The sequence below is a fragment of the Lysinibacillus sp. KCTC 33748 genome (genome assembly GCF_002237755.1).
Classification (GTDB): domain Bacteria; phylum Bacillota; class Bacilli; order Bacillales_A; family Planococcaceae; genus Lysinibacillus.
Genome location: NZ_MWSJ01000006.1, coordinates 63,298 through 79,465, shown reverse-complemented (window position 1 = coordinate 79,465; position 16,168 = coordinate 63,298). Strand labels below are relative to the sequence as shown.

Annotated in this window: 22 protein-coding genes, 1 tRNA gene and 1 pseudogene; 14 read left to right on the top strand and 10 right to left on the bottom strand. The window is 35.1% G+C overall.

Annotated elements, in window-relative coordinates:
* Positions 1-201: 201 nt before the first annotated feature.
* Complete coding sequence (locus B1B04_RS10645; RefSeq protein ID WP_079561447.1) at positions 202-1,890, bottom strand: FAD-binding protein; 1,689 nt, start codon at positions 1,888-1,890, stop codon at positions 202-204.
* Positions 1,891-2,188: 298 nt separating this feature from the next.
* Here B1B04_RS10645 and B1B04_RS10640 point away from each other — a divergent pair, with 298 nt between their 5' ends.
* Positions 2,189-2,875: a ZIP family metal transporter gene (locus B1B04_RS10640; RefSeq protein ID WP_240518274.1), complete on the top strand. Its 687-nt coding sequence runs from the start codon at positions 2,189-2,191 to the stop codon at positions 2,873-2,875.
* 39 nt (positions 2,876-2,914) lie between these two features.
* Here B1B04_RS10640 and B1B04_RS10635 read toward each other — a convergent pair whose 3' ends face one another.
* Both B1B04_RS10635 and B1B04_RS10630 read right to left on the bottom strand, forming a co-directional pair.
* Positions 2,915-3,937 (bottom strand): S-layer homology domain-containing protein, encoded by a 1,023-nt coding sequence (locus B1B04_RS10635; protein WP_079561445.1) that lies wholly within the window; start codon positions 3,935-3,937, stop codon positions 2,915-2,917.
* A 496-nt stretch (positions 3,938-4,433) separates the two neighbouring features.
* Entirely contained in the window at positions 4,434-5,018 is a 585-nt protein-coding gene (locus B1B04_RS10630) for a M15 family metallopeptidase (RefSeq protein WP_079561444.1), read from the bottom strand.
* Here B1B04_RS10630 and B1B04_RS10625 point away from each other — a divergent pair.
* From B1B04_RS10625 to B1B04_RS10615, 3 genes and pseudogenes are all read left to right on the top strand, one after another.
* A pseudogene (locus B1B04_RS10625) lies at positions 4,983-5,213 on the top strand (LexA family protein); the annotation flags it as partial. The gene B1B04_RS10630 and the pseudogene B1B04_RS10625 overlap by 36 nt on opposite strands.
* A gap of 278 nt (positions 5,214-5,491) precedes the next feature.
* On the top strand, positions 5,492-6,022 hold the full coding sequence (locus B1B04_RS10620; RefSeq protein WP_205756638.1) for a hypothetical protein: 531 nt from the start codon (positions 5,492-5,494) through the stop codon (positions 6,020-6,022).
* Positions 6,023-6,178: 156 nt separating this feature from the next.
* Positions 6,179-7,078, top strand: coding sequence for a 3-hydroxyacyl-CoA dehydrogenase (locus tag B1B04_RS10615; RefSeq protein WP_079561442.1), 900 nt, complete (start codon positions 6,179-6,181; stop codon positions 7,076-7,078).
* 109 nt (positions 7,079-7,187) lie between these two features.
* On the opposite strand, the gene B1B04_RS10610 is transcribed toward B1B04_RS10615, so the two are convergent.
* The 3 genes from B1B04_RS10610 to B1B04_RS10600 form a co-directional block, all read right to left on the bottom strand.
* Positions 7,188-7,388, bottom strand: coding sequence for a hypothetical protein (locus tag B1B04_RS10610; protein ID WP_079561441.1), 201 nt, complete (start codon positions 7,386-7,388; stop codon positions 7,188-7,190).
* Positions 7,389-7,391: 3 nt separating this feature from the next.
* A complete protein-coding gene (locus tag B1B04_RS10605; RefSeq protein ID WP_079561440.1) occupies positions 7,392-7,976 on the bottom strand; it encodes a sigma-70 family RNA polymerase sigma factor in 585 nt (194 codons plus the stop codon).
* 140 nt (positions 7,977-8,116) lie between these two features.
* Positions 8,117-8,362, bottom strand: coding sequence for a glutaredoxin family protein (locus tag B1B04_RS10600; protein WP_079561439.1), 246 nt, complete (start codon positions 8,360-8,362; stop codon positions 8,117-8,119).
* Between the two features lie 134 nt (positions 8,363-8,496).
* Between B1B04_RS10600 and B1B04_RS10595 the strand changes: the two genes are divergently transcribed.
* The 4 genes from B1B04_RS10595 to B1B04_RS10575 all read left to right on the top strand — a co-directional run bounded on the left by B1B04_RS10595 (position 8,497) and on the right by B1B04_RS10575 (position 10,337).
* Positions 8,497-8,565, top strand: a tRNA-Cys gene (locus B1B04_RS10595).
* A gap of 41 nt (positions 8,566-8,606) precedes the next feature.
* The gene (locus B1B04_RS10590) at positions 8,607-8,780 is read left to right on the top strand and encodes a YvrJ family protein (RefSeq protein ID WP_016993736.1); all 174 of its coding nucleotides are present in this window, start codon (positions 8,607-8,609) and stop codon (positions 8,778-8,780) included.
* Between the two features lie 488 nt (positions 8,781-9,268).
* Positions 9,269-9,520 (top strand): hypothetical protein, encoded by a 252-nt coding sequence (locus tag B1B04_RS10585; RefSeq protein WP_079561438.1) that lies wholly within the window; start codon positions 9,269-9,271, stop codon positions 9,518-9,520.
* 532 nt (positions 9,521-10,052) lie between these two features.
* Positions 10,053-10,337, top strand: coding sequence for a hypothetical protein (locus tag B1B04_RS10575; protein WP_079561436.1), 285 nt, complete (start codon positions 10,053-10,055; stop codon positions 10,335-10,337).
* 43 nt (positions 10,338-10,380) lie between these two features.
* On the opposite strand, the gene B1B04_RS10570 is transcribed toward B1B04_RS10575, so the two are convergent.
* The gene (locus B1B04_RS10570) at positions 10,381-10,878 is read right to left on the bottom strand and encodes a GNAT family N-acetyltransferase (RefSeq protein WP_079561435.1); all 498 of its coding nucleotides are present in this window, start codon (positions 10,876-10,878) and stop codon (positions 10,381-10,383) included.
* 114 nt (positions 10,879-10,992) lie between these two features.
* Between B1B04_RS10570 and B1B04_RS10565 the strand changes: the two genes are divergently transcribed.
* Together B1B04_RS10565 and B1B04_RS10560 are read left to right on the top strand one after the other, a co-directional pair.
* Positions 10,993-11,565 carry a DinB family protein gene (locus B1B04_RS10565; protein ID WP_079561434.1) on the top strand — a complete coding sequence of 191 codons (573 nt, stop codon included), beginning with the start codon at positions 10,993-10,995 and terminating at the stop codon, positions 11,563-11,565.
* A gap of 41 nt (positions 11,566-11,606) precedes the next feature.
* Positions 11,607-11,942, top strand: a complete 336-nt coding sequence (locus tag B1B04_RS10560) for a CHY zinc finger protein (RefSeq protein WP_079561433.1) — start codon at positions 11,607-11,609, stop codon at positions 11,940-11,942.
* A 213-nt stretch (positions 11,943-12,155) separates the two neighbouring features.
* On the opposite strand, the gene B1B04_RS10555 is transcribed toward B1B04_RS10560, so the two are convergent.
* Together B1B04_RS10555 and B1B04_RS10550 are read right to left on the bottom strand one after the other, a co-directional pair.
* Positions 12,156-12,449 (bottom strand): hypothetical protein, encoded by a 294-nt coding sequence (locus B1B04_RS10555; protein ID WP_079561432.1) that lies wholly within the window; start codon positions 12,447-12,449, stop codon positions 12,156-12,158.
* A gap of 117 nt (positions 12,450-12,566) precedes the next feature.
* Complete coding sequence (locus tag B1B04_RS10550; protein ID WP_079561431.1) at positions 12,567-13,415, bottom strand: pyridoxamine kinase; 849 nt, start codon at positions 13,413-13,415, stop codon at positions 12,567-12,569.
* A 190-nt stretch (positions 13,416-13,605) separates the two neighbouring features.
* Here B1B04_RS10550 and B1B04_RS10545 point away from each other — a divergent pair, with 190 nt between their 5' ends.
* From B1B04_RS10545 to B1B04_RS10535, 4 genes are all read left to right on the top strand, one after another.
* Positions 13,606-14,157, top strand: a complete 552-nt coding sequence (locus B1B04_RS10545) for an ECF transporter S component (RefSeq protein WP_079561430.1) — start codon at positions 13,606-13,608, stop codon at positions 14,155-14,157.
* Positions 14,158-14,292: 135 nt separating this feature from the next.
* Entirely contained in the window at positions 14,293-14,733 is a 441-nt protein-coding gene (locus tag B1B04_RS10540) for a cell wall hydrolase (RefSeq protein ID WP_079561429.1), read from the top strand.
* Positions 14,734-15,095: 362 nt separating this feature from the next.
* Positions 15,096-15,218 (top strand): hypothetical protein, encoded by a 123-nt coding sequence (locus B1B04_RS26435; RefSeq protein WP_276207753.1) that lies wholly within the window; start codon positions 15,096-15,098, stop codon positions 15,216-15,218.
* Between the two features lie 8 nt (positions 15,219-15,226).
* The gene (locus B1B04_RS10535) at positions 15,227-15,595 is read left to right on the top strand and encodes a hypothetical protein (RefSeq protein ID WP_079561428.1); all 369 of its coding nucleotides are present in this window, start codon (positions 15,227-15,229) and stop codon (positions 15,593-15,595) included.
* Positions 15,596-15,778: 183 nt separating this feature from the next.
* Here B1B04_RS10535 and B1B04_RS26705 read toward each other — a convergent pair whose 3' ends face one another.
* On the bottom strand, positions 15,779-16,042 hold the full coding sequence (locus B1B04_RS26705) for a DUF7309 domain-containing protein (RefSeq protein ID WP_481817180.1): 264 nt from the start codon (positions 16,040-16,042) through the stop codon (positions 15,779-15,781).
* Positions 16,043-16,168 lie beyond the last annotated feature (126 nt).

Sequence of the window (16,168 nt, the reverse complement as noted above, 5' to 3'; positions counted from 1 at the left end):
GGCTCTGCACCAAAACTTATAGTTAACATGCATTTCGATAAATATTATCCCTATTTTTGGGTATGAACCAATTTTACACTTAATTGAATCTATATTCGTATCTATTAACTTATAGAACCCTTTATTCAATAATCAATTGAATGAAGATCAAACAAAAAACCTAAATCCAGTAAAATACTGAACTTAGGCATTATTACAATGTTAAACTTTTAATAAAGGCAATTGTTCCTTATTACCTTCTTTCGCCATATGCGTTGTTGCAATATAGCTTAATGTCATACCAGGGCCCAATGTTGCACCTGGTCCCGGATAAGTCTCTCCCATTATAGAGGCTGAGCAATTGCCTGATGCATATAACCCTCCAATTGCCGTACCGTCTGCCTTTAAAACGCGCGCATGCTCATCCACCACTAAGCCCCCCTTAGTCCCTATATCTCCTGGATATAAAGCGAGTGCATAAAATGGAGCATTTGTAAGCTCTGCTAGGTTCGGATTCTTCAAAGTAGGATCTCCATAATACTTATCATAAGCACTATCTCCTCGAAGGAAATCTTCATCTCGGCCATTACGAGCAAAGGTATTGAAACGCTCTACAGTTTCCACTAAATTCTCCACCGGAACATTCATTTGCTCTGCAAGCTCTTCGATTGTTTGTACACTTTTCACTACGCCGTTATCAAACCAACTTTTTGGGAAAGCTTGGCCTGGAAATAATCCTGTGAAAATATAACGGCTCTTTGCTGTTGCATCGATGACGATCCAAGAAGGTATAGCCTGATTTGTTTCTTGATGATGAATATACATATTATCTACAAATTCATGATAAGGTGCAGCTTCATTCAAATATCGTTTCCCAACACCATCCACAACTATCATATTAGGCACTCCGCGGTCTGCAACAAGGAAGAAAGGTTGCCCTTGTGGATCAATAACGGAAGGAGCTCCCCATACTTTATCCATTAAATCTAGCGTCGCCCCTATTTTCACACTTGGTTCGATAATATCTCCCGTTTGTCCCTCTGGCGTAGAAGTCCATTTTGAGTTTGTTGGTGCCGGCAAATATTTTTCGCGATATGCTTGATTATGAGAAAATCCACCTGAAGAAAGGACTACCCCACGTTTCGCCTCAATCCGCATCTCCTGCCCATCTCGTACAACTACAATACCGGTCACTCGATTATTTTCGACGATAAAATCTTGAAATGCAGTCGAGATCCACAGTTCTCCATTCGCTTCTGCAAGTGACATTCGTAAACGAGCAATGAGCGCTTCCCCTAATGCAACAGGCAGACTTCCTGTTAATTTCGATTTCACTAATCGTAAGCCTAGTTTTAATGCAGTTGTTTTCCCTTTTGTCGTACGTCTAATCATATTTACCTTATGAAACTCAGAGCTATTCATCGTAAAACCTTTAGTGGATAATGAAGAACGACGCATCGTATCTACTAATGCCCCCATTTTCTTCAAATCAAAAATAAGTGGCTCAATCGACCGTCCTTGAGGGAAGCCACCTGGTTTTTCAGGATAATAATCCGAATAACCTTTCGCATATTGGAAACGCATATGCCGAGTATGATTATTGAAATACCTTAACATTTCTGGTCCTCGTTTAATATAAGCTTCCTTTAAAGCCTCTGGTACACGATCACCTATAGTTGAATCTAAGTATAAACGCGCTAGTTTATGTGTATCAGGAACACCTTCACTCTTAATCACATGATTATTTGGAATCCATAGTGCTCCACCATACAAGGCAGATGCCCCTCCATAACGCTCTGTCTTTTCAATAACTAATGATTTCATCCCATGTAGCTTTGCTGTCAGACCTGCCGTTAGCCCTGCTGCGCCTGAACCTACTACTACCACATCATAACTCGCATCCCATTTCATACTTCCATTCCTCACCTTCATTAGTAGTTACTAAATCAATGAATCTGGTATTACTACTAAAAAGTATAAAATTTAAACAATATTCAGTCAATTCAATATCACCAACATGTCAATGACGCAAAATTCGATAATAAAACGACAAAAAGAGATTCATCGAAAAATGATCTTTTAATTTTAGTAATGAATACAATGAATCTTTTTCTAAAAACTGACTATTATCATATTCGTTTCTATTTAGCATATATTTTAAAACAGCTTAAAGTATATATAGGGTGGAGGAATTTTGCAGTTGAGTGCAATGATACTTGGTGGTTTTCTATTTTTTAGTGCTAGCATTGGAGGAGCCCTAGCTTGGGTATTCTCAAGGCTATTTCAACATACAACGCATGGATTATCATTATTATGTGGCGGATTTTTAGTGGGCTTACTTGTAGTAGACGTCATTCCTTCTTCTTTTCAATTATATAATTCACTAGGCCTTATACTCGGAATTTTGATGGGCTATTTAATATTTGAAATACTGAATAGTGTATTTCACACTTCACATACACAAAATCCCTCTGTATCACTACTTGCCATCGCTATCATTATCCATACGATTCCGATGAGCCTTACTGTCGGACAGTTACTAGGGAAATCCGCATTAAGTATTGCAATAACAGCTTCCATTATTCTACATCATCTACCAGAAGGCTTTGCACTTTCAACAGCATTACTATCACAGGGAGAAAAGCTATGGAGACTTTTTATTTATTTTGTAGCATTTTCGATTTTCTTCAGTATTTTTATACAGATCGGTCAATATTGGCAGTTATCCGATAATGCACAAGGCGTACTAATGGGTGTATCGATTGGGTTAATCGCAACCGCCAGTATTTCAGAATTTATTTTGCATCATATTCGATCAGTATCACGAACATCCTTTATAGCATATATTTTATTAGGTTATTTATTAAGTCACGTATTTCATATGCTAGTCGAATAAAAAAGCAATCCACCAAATATGTGGATTGCTTTATATTAATTACTCAGCATCATCAAATAACGCTAATGTTAGTGTAAAAATTTTAGAGAACTCGGCACGTGTAAGATTACCTTTTGGATTAAATTGACCGTTCACTCCATCAATTATACCTAATTGCTTTAATAATCCGATAGATTCAACAGTTTCTTGACGCATTTTACTTTTGTCTGTAAATGGGTTATTTTTACTAACCTTACTTACATCATAGTCCGTTCCTTCTATATATCTTGCTGTTACAAATGCCATTTCCTCACGTGTAGCAGGTTTATTTGGCTCAAAATTAGCACCATCAAAAATATCAAGTAAGCCATATGCCTCTAAAACCGCTACTTCTTTTGCACCTGCAAAATTCCCCAAATCCTTATATGAAGCAGGACCTTCATAATCTTCCTTCACATCTAATCCAGAAGCACGGAAAATCATAGAAGCTAATTGTCCGCGTGTTACTTTTCCGTTTGGATTAAATGTTGTAGCAGATGTACCATTAATAATGTCAAATTGATAAAGTACTTGGATATAGCTCTCAGCCCAGTGACCTATAGAATCTGTGAAGTAACCGCCTGGTTTTAAATCAATAGTTTCATCTCGGAATATCTCTTTAATAAAATCATTTAATTCTTCCTTATCTAAAGGTATCCATTTTCCTTTAATCAAAACTTCTCCTTTAAATGAATTCCCAGATGGAGTAAATTTTACTTGCATAGCGTTACCGTACAACTCTTTAAATTCTTTTTGTTCCTGTGGAGTCATTGTAGGATCTATTGCCCACTTTGCTGTAATACTATTTTTTGTTGTTACAATACCACGATGATCAATAGCTAATTCGGAAATTAACAGTTGTTTATAAAGGTCCTGGTAAGTCAATGATTGCCATGGAATAACTACAGCAACTTCTTGTTTTGGATGGATAATGCTAGCAACATTTAAATTTTCTCGTACTTGTTCTTGTGCATTTGCTTGTAATCCAAAACCTCCTGTAAAACATGCAATACTAAGTGCACCAGCTATAAGTGTCTTTTTCATTATTAATCTTGCCCCTTTCAATTCATAAATTTAGTGTACTAAAACAACTGTTAGTAAATCTATAAAATTATGTAAGTTATTCAAAATTATAAGAAAGTCCTATTTTTCATAACGTAAAAAATTACTAAATCCCCATGTAAACCCAGAGAACATATTGCATATTTCTACTATGCATTATGAAGTTTTTTCAGTAAATCCAACGTATTGTATCATTATTTCTTATTTTGAATTAACACCCTATTATAAATATGCTTTATCCCTCTTATTAAATTATGTAGAAAAAATAGTAAACTTGTTCAATCTTTATTAGGTATAAAGAATAGTAAATATGAATATATTCCCAGTCAAAAAGACTCTAAAGAAATAGCAGAGGGTAAAACTATGTAGATTGTGGGGCTAAATAATGGAGAATCATTTGATATAAAATCTCTTTGCCAAAAAATAAACCTACGCCAAGCTAATGAACACCGCCATTATTTTGGCGGTGTCTTTAAAACTAATTAGCTCGACGTTGCTGAATTGTAATATACAGACCTAATAACCGATCAGTTGTCATTACACCATTTTTTAAATCTTTTAAATGCGAATCTTGAATAATACCTTCTTTAATTGCTTGCGCTATATAATTTTCTGTTTCTGTGCGCATTGTTGGTGATGCAGGATTCCATACTTGTGTCACTTTGTTGTCCTCCTTCTTGTCTTCTACAAGTAATTGCACTGTTGTTTTGCTACTGCTAGGAACGATTACTTGACCTTCTAACTTATAACCTGTAGCCATTTTCCAAGTTGATCTAACTTCGAAATGTGGTCGGTCAATGCTACCGATCCAATCCCTGCCCCATGTAATGCCAAGCTTGCGAGCGATAGTACCTACTTTATTAAGTGTAGCTACATCATAAAGTGTTTTTGGAGGACCAACGGCAATATCCCAAGCTAAACGACTGCTATGGTTGCTTTTAAGCGTCCAAGTAACGACATGCCCTGGCCGAGTACGTCCTTGGGAATATAAATAATTTTGTCTTTCTTGAGAGCGATATGTTTCGGTATACCAAATGGCTCTAAGGTTTTGATTAGAGAGCAAAGTGAAGTTGAATACGGTGAGATAGCAGCTGTACTTGTAAACGGAGATACAGAAGCAACTCTTAAGCGTGTTAAAAAACAAGGTAATACCATTTTACTTATGCCAGATAACCCTAAACATGAACCTTATATAGTAGACAAAAATAATCCTGCAAAGATTATTGGAAAAGCGATCAGTTTTAAAGTTACACTATAAGTAGCAAGTGGAATTTTGTTTAGTGCAAGGGCAGCTCGAGAGCTGTTCTTTTTTATAGCATAAAATTTCAGCTAGATTGTAGTTCTATTTTATTCTATATATTAAAATATTTGATAAACAGAAGAGTTCGATCTAAAGAAAGGAGTTTTTTATAATTGGTAAATACCCTTGTAAATATATTAGTCCTTATTACTCTTATTAGTATCATTATGATAGTTGTATTTCTTCTTCTTGCCGTTTTCCATTTCATCAAATTGGACAGAATTAAAGCTCTGAAAATGCTGAAATTTACTGCGATTCCCATAATCTTTATGATTTTATGTATGTTAGCCTATTGGGATATTTCCCCTGAATATGAAGTAAATAAAGCAAATGTAGCTAATACGTCTGAAAAAGAGCCTGTAGCTAAAGTAGAAACAGAAGATGTAACTTGGCAGGATAACGTAAAGGAAATTGCGTCTCTTAATAGTCCTCCTACTGAAAAGTTCGATACAATTGTAGCCTACGCTAAAAAGTATCCAGCTACAAAGGCTGAAATCAAAGAATTCGAGGATTACATTATTGCCGAATATAAAAACAAAAAATATTTGGCAGACGTACAAAATGATGAATATATGCTAGGAAATATTTTTAAGTCAACTGTAGTGAATAGATATTATGGAGAGGAAGAAACACCTATCAACGATTTTGTCTTTGGGTTTTATCAAAATTCTAATTATACTTTTAAGGGACTCGAATCGACTAATAGTAATGCAATAAAATATAATGAACGCCAAATGGATAATGCTTTAGTAGCTATTGAAAATTAAACGTCACTCTATGGCGTTTTTTTTATTGTTATGCTCCCGGAAAAATTAATGCAGCTTAGAATTTTTTTTATCATTGGCTATCATTTGATTTTTCAAAATTGAAAGGAGTAGTATGGGATTGTAATAAGGAAAAAAATAACAAAGGAGGAATTTAGGATGGATTATCAAAATATTACCGTTGCAGGTAGCGGTGTTCTAGGTAGTCAAATTGCTTATCAATCAGCTTTTAAAGGATTTAATGTAACAGTATACGATATTAATGATGAAGCATTAAAAAATGCACAAGATCGTATTACAAAATTAAAACCGTTATACCAAAAAGATCTAGGTGCCACTCAAGAAGAAGTAAATGCTGCTTATGCACGCTTATCATTTAAAAGTGATTTATCGGAAGCCGTTGCAAATGCTGATCTTGTCATTGAGGCGATCCCAGAAGTTGTTACAATTAAAACAGAATTTTACACAAATCTTGGTAAAGTTGCCCCTGCTAAAACAATTTTCGCAACAAACTCTTCAACTTTATTACCAAGCCAATTTGCAGAAGCAACTGGTCGCCCAGAGAAATTTTTGGCGCTTCACTTTGCAAATACGATTTGGAAAAACAACACAGCCGAGATTATGAAACACCCTGGCACTGATATGAACGTATTCGATGAAGTCGTAAAATTTGCACTTGCAATCGGCATGGTTCCACTACAGTTATATAAAGAACAACCAGGCTATATTTTGAATTCATTACTAGTTCCCTTTTTAGATGCTGCTGAATCACTACTAGTAAAAGAAATAGCAGACCCAGAAACAATCGACAAAACATGGATGATCGCAACAGGAGCACCACTAGGTCCATTCGCAATCCTTGACATTATCGGTATTAATACTTCCCTCAACATTGTAGAAGCGAAAGCCGCTGCTACTAATGATGAAAGCTTGAATAAATTAGCTAACCTTTTAAGAACAAAGTATATCGAAAAAGGCAAACTAGGTCGAGCATCAGGCGAAGGCTTCTATAAATATCCAAACCCAAGCTTCGAAAAGCCTGATTTCCTAAAAGGCTAATCCATTAATAAAACGATGTACATAATATCTTTACTATGTACATCGTTTTATTTTAAGGTGTTGGAATTTAGGTTGCCGGGTGGCCACTCGAGATAACCGAGTATAAAGTTCACGAGAGAATATCCCAAAAACTAGGGGCATCCTGAAAATCTACTGTTGCAAGCTTTTCTATAATTTTCAATTTAATTTCTTGTTCCAAGTCTTCTCTTTCCTGAAAGTCGGTATTGTGCAAACATTGTTTTATTTTCGGTATGAAATTCTCTATAATCGTTAGCGTCTCTTCATTGTATCGATTTTCTAAAATCGCCATAAACTATTCCTCCTTTTCCCTGAGTGTAGTTTTGAGTTTATTTAAAGCCTTCCGATGAAGGTTTGATATATTCTGTGGTGTAGTTTGTAATGTGTGAGCTATATCTTTTATAGAAAGCTCTTTTACATAAATCATCTCTAATATTTGAAGCTGTTTAACCGTTAGTTTTTGCAAAGACTTTAAAAGCAGTTCATCTTCAATATTGTCCAATAATCCTCCACCAACTAAATAATCCAGTCCCGTTCCAACGCTTGCATCTTCCATTAGCTCTTTCGCGGTCGTGCCACCTTCTTCTGATAAGCCCTTATCTAATATTAATAAAGCACGATTTTGCAGCCTTCTCCTTTTTTTATCAAAATCTAAGCTAAAGAAATAAATTAAATTACTGACATATTTGATTTTCCTAACATTTATATAGTGCAATTGGAAAGATTCATCGACAAGTTTCTTATTATGTTCGGTTGGATATAAAATCGCCTGTTGCACCAAATAAAGATTATTGGAATCCGACAAAAAGCTTTTTATGATTGGATTGTTAACCTGCTCATTATTTCTATAGAAGAATTCCTCTACTTTTTGATTCTCCATTTATTATCCCTCCAATATATCCGCCTTCTTTCTATTTAAAGTGAATGTCGTATCTATATTATAAACCAAAACGAGAACAAATGTTCTTGAAAGGAGTAAAAAAATCACCTTTTATACAAAAAAAGGTGATTTAATCCAACTCATTCAACTACTAATATAGCTTTTATTTTTTCTGGCTGATAACCAATAATTCTCTCTTCTTTATGATCAGCTACTAATAAAGTAAATGGGATAGCGCTACTATTAAATTGCTTAAACTCCTTTAATACGTGCTCTTCATTAATATCTTTATTAATATAAGTAATATTATTTCCCTCTAACCATTCCTTCAACCTAACACAATATTGACATCCATCGCTTGAATATACCGTTATATCATACTTCATCTTAGAGACCTCCTTTTTACTATAAAGAGGACAAAAACATAAGAAATGAAACCAAGACAAAATAATATGTTTTTACTGAAAGGTTGTTTTTAATATAGAAAGATCCTCTTTACATAATACAGTTACAATTTTGCTGATATAGCCAAGCGGTAGGGCAAGGGTCTGCAAAACCTGGATTCTCGGTTCGAATCCGAGTATCACCTTATATTACTAATTTGGAGTAAGAGGGAGGGTGATTTACATTATGACACCAGAAAATGTTCCAATTTGGATTAGCCTAATAGGAAATTTTGGATTCCCTATTGCTATTACAGTCTATCTATTCATTCGCTTTGAAAGGAAAATAGATAAATTAGAAGCGGTCATCATGGAGTTATCTGAAGTTATTAAATCTCTTAATTACAAAAAAGGAGGGTAATCCACATAGAAATTGAAAAATTAATGGCCTGTTACTGTAAAGCAAGAGAAGTTCAATCATTTTATACAAATTGTTTAACGAATGACAGTCTGTCTCTAAAAGAAAGCGACTTACTAATAAATCTTATACAAAATTCCAGTATTTCTTCTAATTTATTGAGGGAATATTGTCAGATTCATGCTAATGAAATATGATCTATTAACAAAATAAACCCACCAAGTATTCTAGGTTAAGAAATACCTAATTTTATTTGGTGGATTTTAATTTTAAATAAGTGATATAAGTGCCGAATTTGACTACGATAGCAAAACAGGTAAAGAAAGGTTTATTTGATACGATAAAAACTGTAAATAAATAACATATGTGGTATAGTTGTAATAGAGTCAAACCTTAACATTAATTATGTTAAGGTTTGATTTTGTATAAGCTAAATTCATGTAAATGTGTAGTCAACTTTTATATTCTTTACATACAAGGGGCGGTGCTATTTGCAAAGAAAAATTTTTACGTATTTATCAATAACTTTCTTGTTTTTAACATTTCTTATTGGATTAGCTCCACAATACATTCTGGAAATTAGCTTAACAATTCCATTTATTTCAGGAATTTCAGGATTAATATTCGCTATTTTAGGGATAAAAGGGCCCACTCGTATGATTTTAGTCGTCCTAAATTCGTTTATATTAGTAGTATTTATTTGGATTTATCTAATGGCTTTTTATGGATTTAATGAACCTTAAAAGAACCAAAATTTATTTTTAGAAATCATAACTATTAATATTAGTGAGGGGAATTTTATGATAGCCTACAAAAGAATAGCTATACTATATCTTCTTATTATGTTCCTTAGCATTTTTATCGCTACACAGATGGACAGTATATTAACTGGTGTGTTCATTCTTGCTTTTATGTATTGGTTTTTTATTGGCCTTCCATATTTATTACAAGAAAAAGTGAAGTTTTTCGAGATATGTTGGAGTTGGTTAACAAGAGGTGAAAGAGTAGGTCCTAAAAGCTAAAGAGATGTATCTATTGAGTTTACTGAATATTACGACTAACTATACGTATCCTGTTCTGCCCCGAAAATGTTAGACATTTACTAACATTTTCAGGGTATTTTTTTGCTAGCTGAAAATATAGAAATGGCTATCATTTAACAAATGATGATAAAGGTAATCCCGGGATCTACAAGGACACTTATAAATAAATTCTTTATCAGATTTTTATTTCATGCATACTATACATCAAGAAGAGGATCGATTGGAGGCAATTATGATTAGCAACAATAAAATTGCATCGACCAATATCGTGCTGTCAATTTTACTTGTTCTAGGTATCACCTATTATTATTTTTACAATCAATCACCCATACAAATTGAACGATTAGGTCATTTAGGGTTTTGGCTAGCATTCCCTTTATCAATAATTAATATAGTACTAAGTCTAAAGCTATTGAAAAATAAAACGAGCAACGCTAGCAGCTACGTCGCTTTTATGATTACTGTGATTATTTTAATTACTGCTTTGCTTTCATTTTTTCTTTGGGGATCTCCATAAAAATTAAAGCTCCAATGGCTAAAAAGCTATTGGAGTTTTTTCATTAAAGAAACAAAACCATATAATCCTCATCAAAATATTGCTGATCTATTTTTAATGCCTTCTTCTCCGTCCCAAAAACCTCAAACCCTAAAGAGGAATACAGTCTCTTCGCTGAAGCATTCGTTGACACAACTGTTAAATTAAGCTGCTCAACTCCCTCTAACTCTTTTGCCTTATTAATTGCTTCAACCATTAAATGCTTGCCAATGCCAAGTCCACGCTTTTCGGGAGAAACATAAACGGCATAGATACCTGCTTTATGGTTTAGCTTAAGCATACTTTCCTGAACTAACGTCGCTACGCCCACTAATTCTTCTTGATCAAATACCCCTATCGTATAAGAACTCTGTGATTTTAATCTGCTGGCAATCAGCTCGATCGGAGAATCCTTTTCCTCCTCAAAGCTAGAACCAAATGCCTCTGGATTATGTTGTAATCCCTCTAATCGTAATTTCTGATAGGCTTTAGCATCTGTAGCTGCTAAACGTCTACTATTCATTCGTTCCCCTCCTCCGATATTTTTTATTTTTATGACAATTATAAATAATGTTTCATGTACTTTCACCACAAAGTTTCCTAAAATAGGAATAACAGCATAAAGGAGATTCCAACTATGAAATCGAACAATATGGCGCATCATTTTCATACATTACAAGAGCAGCGAACTCACTACCTACCTTGCATTCACTCACTCTCGCAGGAGCAACTATGGCATCGCGAGAAAGAAGATAAATGGTCGATTGGCGAACATTTCTATCACCTTTATCTCATCCTAAAAATGTTGAAAACAGCAACAAAATTTTCACTACTACTTACCCCTTACGCGAAAATGCGGAGAAACAAGCCATTCGCCACTGAAATACATGATATTTACGACGAATATAAAAGCAAAAAAGGACGAGGCATGAGAGCTCCAGGAATATTAGTGCCTCCCTCTAAAATACGTTTTACGCTGAACAGTGATGAGATAGAACAATTACTAATAAATGAAACGAGCGCAATGCAAAAATTAGTAAAAAATATTGAGGAGGATATTGCCGGGCATATTGTCTTTCCTGACCCCATCGCCCACTACCCTAATCTTATTCAATCGATCCAGCTACTTGCCATCCACGAAAAGCATCATTTTAGAATGATGCGGGAGCAATATAATAGATTGATTGCGTCCAGCGAAATATTAACTTAAGAAAATTATGTCCAGTTCATTTAAGAAAAGAGGTTAGAACTATGATTATTCTAGGAAATGTTATTGATGATCAAGGAAGATGTACACACTATTCTAATAAGCAAGATACTATTTCGATTAAATTCAAATGTTGTGGCGAATATTATCCTTGCTATAAATGCCATGAGGAAAATTCAAATCATACAATCCAGCCATGGGATAAAGAGGATTTTGATGAAAAGGCAATATTTTGTGGTGTCTGCAAAAAGGAATTAACGATTCATGAATATATGAATAGCACAAACTGTAAGCATTGTCATACTCTTTTTAATCCAAATTGCAGCAAGCATTTTCATATATACTTTGGGACGGATCATAATTCTACATGTAGTTTTTAAATAGTTGTGTGTTCAACATGTCTAAATAAAGCGTTTAGCAAAGCCATTTGAAGAGTTAGTTTCTTCGAAGCTTTTTCTTTTATCTTTGAGGAAGAATGCCCGTACCATCAATCGTGGCTACGGGCTGTTTACAATTTTCTGGATTTAGAGAGATAGGTTGAAGTTCAATCAAAAACTACATAAAAAAAGAACCGAAAAGATTCGATTCGACTTTTATTCAAACATTCCTAAACTGAGCTCCCTACAAAATGATTCTATAGTGTCACGCTCTTCTTTTGGCAATGCTTCGTACTCAATCAGATATTGTGCTGAAAGATCTTCTAGCTCCTTATAACTGACGTCTCTTGTCAGGACGATTCCATTAATCTCATGAGCCAATTCGTTTGCTGCCACAATATCCGTAAACGTAAAGGCCTGTTCTTCATCATCTGTGCATGATTGAAGGTCTATTTCGCCCTGGTAATAGAGATCATTTACTTGCACTACGTAATATCTAATTGAATCCATTATACACCTCCCCAATTCATGAAGTTCATTATGTCCTTTTTACAAAAAATCCATCCCCCGTTAAATAGAAGACGTGAAGTATAGCCGGTACCACCAATTAACGTATTAAAAAGATATCTAAAGGAGCATTCGTAAAAACTTTTCAAAATTCACGCCTGCTTCGCGCGGAATTTGCTCTTTTGACGTAGCTTCAATCGAAGCGGCTAAAAACGTCTCAGCAAGCTTCATCGATTCAACTATATCCTGCCCGCGCATCATGCCACCCATAATGACGGATGCAAACAAATCACCTGTGCCTGAATAACTCTCGCCGTTATATTCTCGGATGCTAGAAAATGAACGTTGTGCATCGACATACATATTGCCTACATAGCGCTTGTTCGCATCTGCTGGCGGCGGATTCAAACCGGTAATAATGACGTTTGCCCCTGTCGCCTGCTGTAGCTGCTGGCCCGCTTCCTCTAACGTCTGAAGATAATCTGAATCATCTTGATAGCTTTGTAGCTTCTCGTATGACAATCCTGTAAGCAAACAACATTCCGTAACATTTGGCGTAATAATGTCTGCACACTTCGCTAGCGCTTTCATACGATCAAGCAACTCGCCTGTATACATTTTATACACCTCGCCCAAATCGCCCATTACCGGATCGACAAGCAGCTTCGTTTCACTTGAGTGGAACACATTTAAAAATCGAAAAATATTATCGATTTGCTCCTTCCCTGTCACAAAGCCTGTGTGTATGCCATCAAAGGTCGCGCCAAGCTTGCTCCACTCATCCACAAAGTAATCCATCTTTGACGTTAAATCCTCACAATAAAAACTCGGATACCCTGTTTGTGCCGTTAAAATCGCTGTTGGTAGTGGCACCGCCTGAACTCCCATCACTGACAGCACAGGCATCGCGGCAGTTAACGAGCACTTCCCAAAGGATGACATATCTTGAATTACAGCAACTTTTTTCATCATACTCCCCACCTAACTAATCCTGCTTGTACTCTCTTCATCGTATCACAATTAGAAAGATGCGAAAATGTGCATATTTATAAAAAATTAAACTGACCTTTAATATTTTTATCAAATTGGCACTTTTACGATAGTCAGCCCTTTGCTAAATTAAAATTATCAAAAAATTCATCATAGTGAGGACATGCAAATGCAAACAATACAAAGTCGATCCTATACAAAACCACGCACGAAAACATTTGATTTGGTGATTACGTCCATTTTAGCAGCACTTGTTTTCGTCGCCACAATGTTTATTAATATTAGGCTACCATTTGGGCAAGGTGGCCTTATACACTTAGGCACATCCATGCTATTAATCACGTCGATTTTATTCGGTCCTAAAAAAGGCGCTCTTGCTGGAGCAATAGGAATGGGCTTATTCGATATTGTAGGTGGCTGGTTAATTTGGGCGCCAACTACAATTATCTCCCGTGCATTACAAGGCGCCATCGTTGGAAAAATCGCTTGGTCTAAAGGACGTAGAGGCGACGACATCCGACTAAACATTTTAGCAGCCGTTGTAGCTATGCCCGTAATGATTGGGGTTTACTATATCGGGCAAGCGATTATGTTCAAAAGCTGGGTTGCCCCGATGGCATCCATTCCAGGAGACATCATCCAAAACGTTGTCGGATTAATCATTGCAATTCCAGTATGTATCGTGATGAAAAAAACACCGTACTTCAAAAAGAATTTTTAATACTACCCTATAAATACACCTTCTTGCCGTTTTGCCGACAGCATAGATGGTGTGTTTTTTAGTTGTCGATACGTTTAAATTTTCAAATGACAATAATGAAGGCTCTTTTTCATACTATATGGTGGAGGTGAAAAAATGCCAAGAGTAAAATATATAGATTCTGACATTGGCTTGGTGGCAAGGATGATGAGAGCGGAAGCGGAAGGTGAAGGAAATCAAGGAATGCTATATGTTGGCAATGTCATTGTGAATCGTCTTGTAGCAGAATGTCCAGACTTCAAAGATTTAAGAACCATTAATGATGTTATTTATCAGGTACAAGGAGGAAATTTTTCTTTTGAAGCGGTTCAAAAAGGGAATTTATTTTACCAAAGAGCGCGACCTAATGAAAAAAGATTAGCCAAACTGACGCTGGATTACTGGAGAGAACATCCAGCGAAATTCGCACTTTGGTACTTCAATCCATACGCACCATGCCCACCAACATGGTACGGTCAACCCTTTACTGGTCAATTTAAAAATCATTGCTTCTATGAACCAGCACCTGATACATGTGAGAGTGTTTATCGGGGATAGGTAGTTACTTTAAAAAGAAATCCCACGGAAAAGGCTACACCCTTTCCGTGGGATTTTGTGTGGTTGCTTAATAGTTTATAAATAATTTTTATTACCTATAAGATTTGTTTGAACGTATATTAACTTGCTATAAACACGAAAATGTTGAATAATTGTACACTATTCTTTTAAATAAATCCATTTTCACAGTTTTCATAAACTCTCTCACTCCTCAAATAACTTTCTACAAAGTCCATTACAATAGCTTTTTTCCTATTTTTATCAATTTTAGTTCAATTTATAACAAAAGTTGATTTTTTATTATTTAAAGCTACTGATATGCTTGTAATATACTCGGGGAAAATAAAGAAGGAGGAAATATCATGGATGTGACTAAATACAATGTGAAGAAATATAATGGAGCAGGAATATACAATGGTTCCACGACAAAATATGTAAGCAATGCTCAAGTACATATGTTACGAGTAGAAATAAATAGAGAGTAGTGTTCCGTATGAAAAACAAAAAAACATTTTGGATTATTAGTATAACAATACTTATAGTTGCCTTGCTTATAACTTATGATAAGGTTTACGAGAGCAAACACAATCTTGTAGAGATGCTAAAAATTCAAGATACAGTCTATGTCGTAACCTGGGAACCAGTTGAAAATTCCCAAGTAGTAAGAAAATTGGGGGAGATTAAGCAAAAAATAAATAGATATCAAATTCCGGATAATAATTTTGAGTCTAATTCTTTAAATAAGGGTACTCCTATATATGAAAGAAAAAACGGAGATGAATTTCCAAAATCTGTAGTGTATAAACGAGAGGGTAAATTTTATATTGCTAATCAAGTAGTAAACCTAAACCGTAGTGATTGAGGAAATTGATTGAGCAACAACCTCATTTTTAGAAATAAATTGTAAAAGTGGCTGACCTTTTTTGAAGGTTAGCCTCTGAAATACTTGTACCATATTTGTGCCAACTCAATCTAAAAAAGTATGATTTAATTTGAAATAGTGATATAAAAAATGCTGATCCGTATTTGAACTGCGCTCCAATTGTTAGACATACCATCTTACAATTGGAGGTGCAGTTTGGAGTTCCATGTCAAAAATCATCAATCCAAACTCTTCACCACCAGCTCCCATAACAGAAACAAGTACTTTGTAATCTGCATCTTCAAAGTCAATGATAAAGACTTCATCATCTCTTAAATATTGCCAAGGCTTTAATTTTTTTAGGTCATTCGTAAGCTCGAATAAAGAAAGTAAATCTGGTTTTAGGCTTTCTAGTAAACTATCTACCTCTTCATCCTCCTGTAGCAGTTCATTATCAATTCCTGCAAATACCCCTACATTTTTTATTATCCTCAGGTTCTTTAACTAAACAATCTAGATTGGTTATTGTATGTTTGGCCCTAAGAATACACCCGCATAGTTTTAACTAAGGGA

Excerpts from the sequence above, each read along its gene's own strand:
- B1B04_RS10540 (WP_079561429.1), top strand. The coding sequence starts at position 14,293 with ATGCCAAGAGTAAAATATATAGATTCTGACATTGGCTTGGTGGCAAGG.
- B1B04_RS10555 (WP_079561432.1), bottom strand. The coding sequence starts at position 12,449 with ATGGATTCAATTAGATATTACGTAGTGCAAGTAAATGATCTCTATTAC.
- B1B04_RS10645 (WP_079561447.1), bottom strand. The coding sequence starts at position 1,890 with ATGAAATGGGATGCGAGTTATGATGTGGTAGTAGTAGGTTCAGGCGCA.
- B1B04_RS10600 (WP_079561439.1), bottom strand. The coding sequence starts at position 8,362 with ATGAAGTATGATATAACGGTATATTCAAGCGATGGATGTCAATATTGT.
- B1B04_RS10615 (WP_079561442.1), top strand. The coding sequence starts at position 6,179 with ATGGATTATCAAAATATTACCGTTGCAGGTAGCGGTGTTCTAGGTAGT.
- B1B04_RS10570 (WP_079561435.1), bottom strand. The coding sequence starts at position 10,878 with ATGAATAGTAGACGTTTAGCAGCTACAGATGCTAAAGCCTATCAGAAA.
- B1B04_RS10640 (WP_240518274.1), top strand. The coding sequence starts at position 2,189 with ATGATACTTGGTGGTTTTCTATTTTTTAGTGCTAGCATTGGAGGAGCC.
- B1B04_RS10535 (WP_079561428.1), top strand. The coding sequence starts at position 15,227 with ATGAAAAACAAAAAAACATTTTGGATTATTAGTATAACAATACTTATA.
- B1B04_RS10545 (WP_079561430.1), top strand. The coding sequence starts at position 13,606 with ATGCAAACAATACAAAGTCGATCCTATACAAAACCACGCACGAAAACA.
- B1B04_RS10550 (WP_079561431.1), bottom strand. The coding sequence starts at position 13,415 with ATGAAAAAAGTTGCTGTAATTCAAGATATGTCATCCTTTGGGAAGTGC.
- B1B04_RS10560 (WP_079561433.1), top strand. The coding sequence starts at position 11,607 with ATGATTATTCTAGGAAATGTTATTGATGATCAAGGAAGATGTACACAC.
- B1B04_RS10635 (WP_079561445.1), bottom strand. The coding sequence starts at position 3,937 with ATGAAAAAGACACTTATAGCTGGTGCACTTAGTATTGCATGTTTTACA.
- B1B04_RS10610 (WP_079561441.1), bottom strand. The coding sequence starts at position 7,388 with ATGGCGATTTTAGAAAATCGATACAATGAAGAGACGCTAACGATTATA.
- B1B04_RS10575 (WP_079561436.1), top strand. The coding sequence starts at position 10,053 with ATGATTAGCAACAATAAAATTGCATCGACCAATATCGTGCTGTCAATT.
- B1B04_RS10605 (WP_079561440.1), bottom strand. The coding sequence starts at position 7,976 with ATGGAGAATCAAAAAGTAGAGGAATTCTTCTATAGAAATAATGAGCAG.
- B1B04_RS10590 (WP_016993736.1), top strand. The coding sequence starts at position 8,607 with ATGACACCAGAAAATGTTCCAATTTGGATTAGCCTAATAGGAAATTTT.
- B1B04_RS10565 (WP_079561434.1), top strand. The coding sequence starts at position 10,993 with ATGAAATCGAACAATATGGCGCATCATTTTCATACATTACAAGAGCAG.
- B1B04_RS26435 (WP_276207753.1), top strand. The coding sequence starts at position 15,096 with ATGGATGTGACTAAATACAATGTGAAGAAATATAATGGAGCAGGAATA.
- B1B04_RS10620 (WP_205756638.1), top strand. The coding sequence starts at position 5,492 with ATGCTGAAATTTACTGCGATTCCCATAATCTTTATGATTTTATGTATG.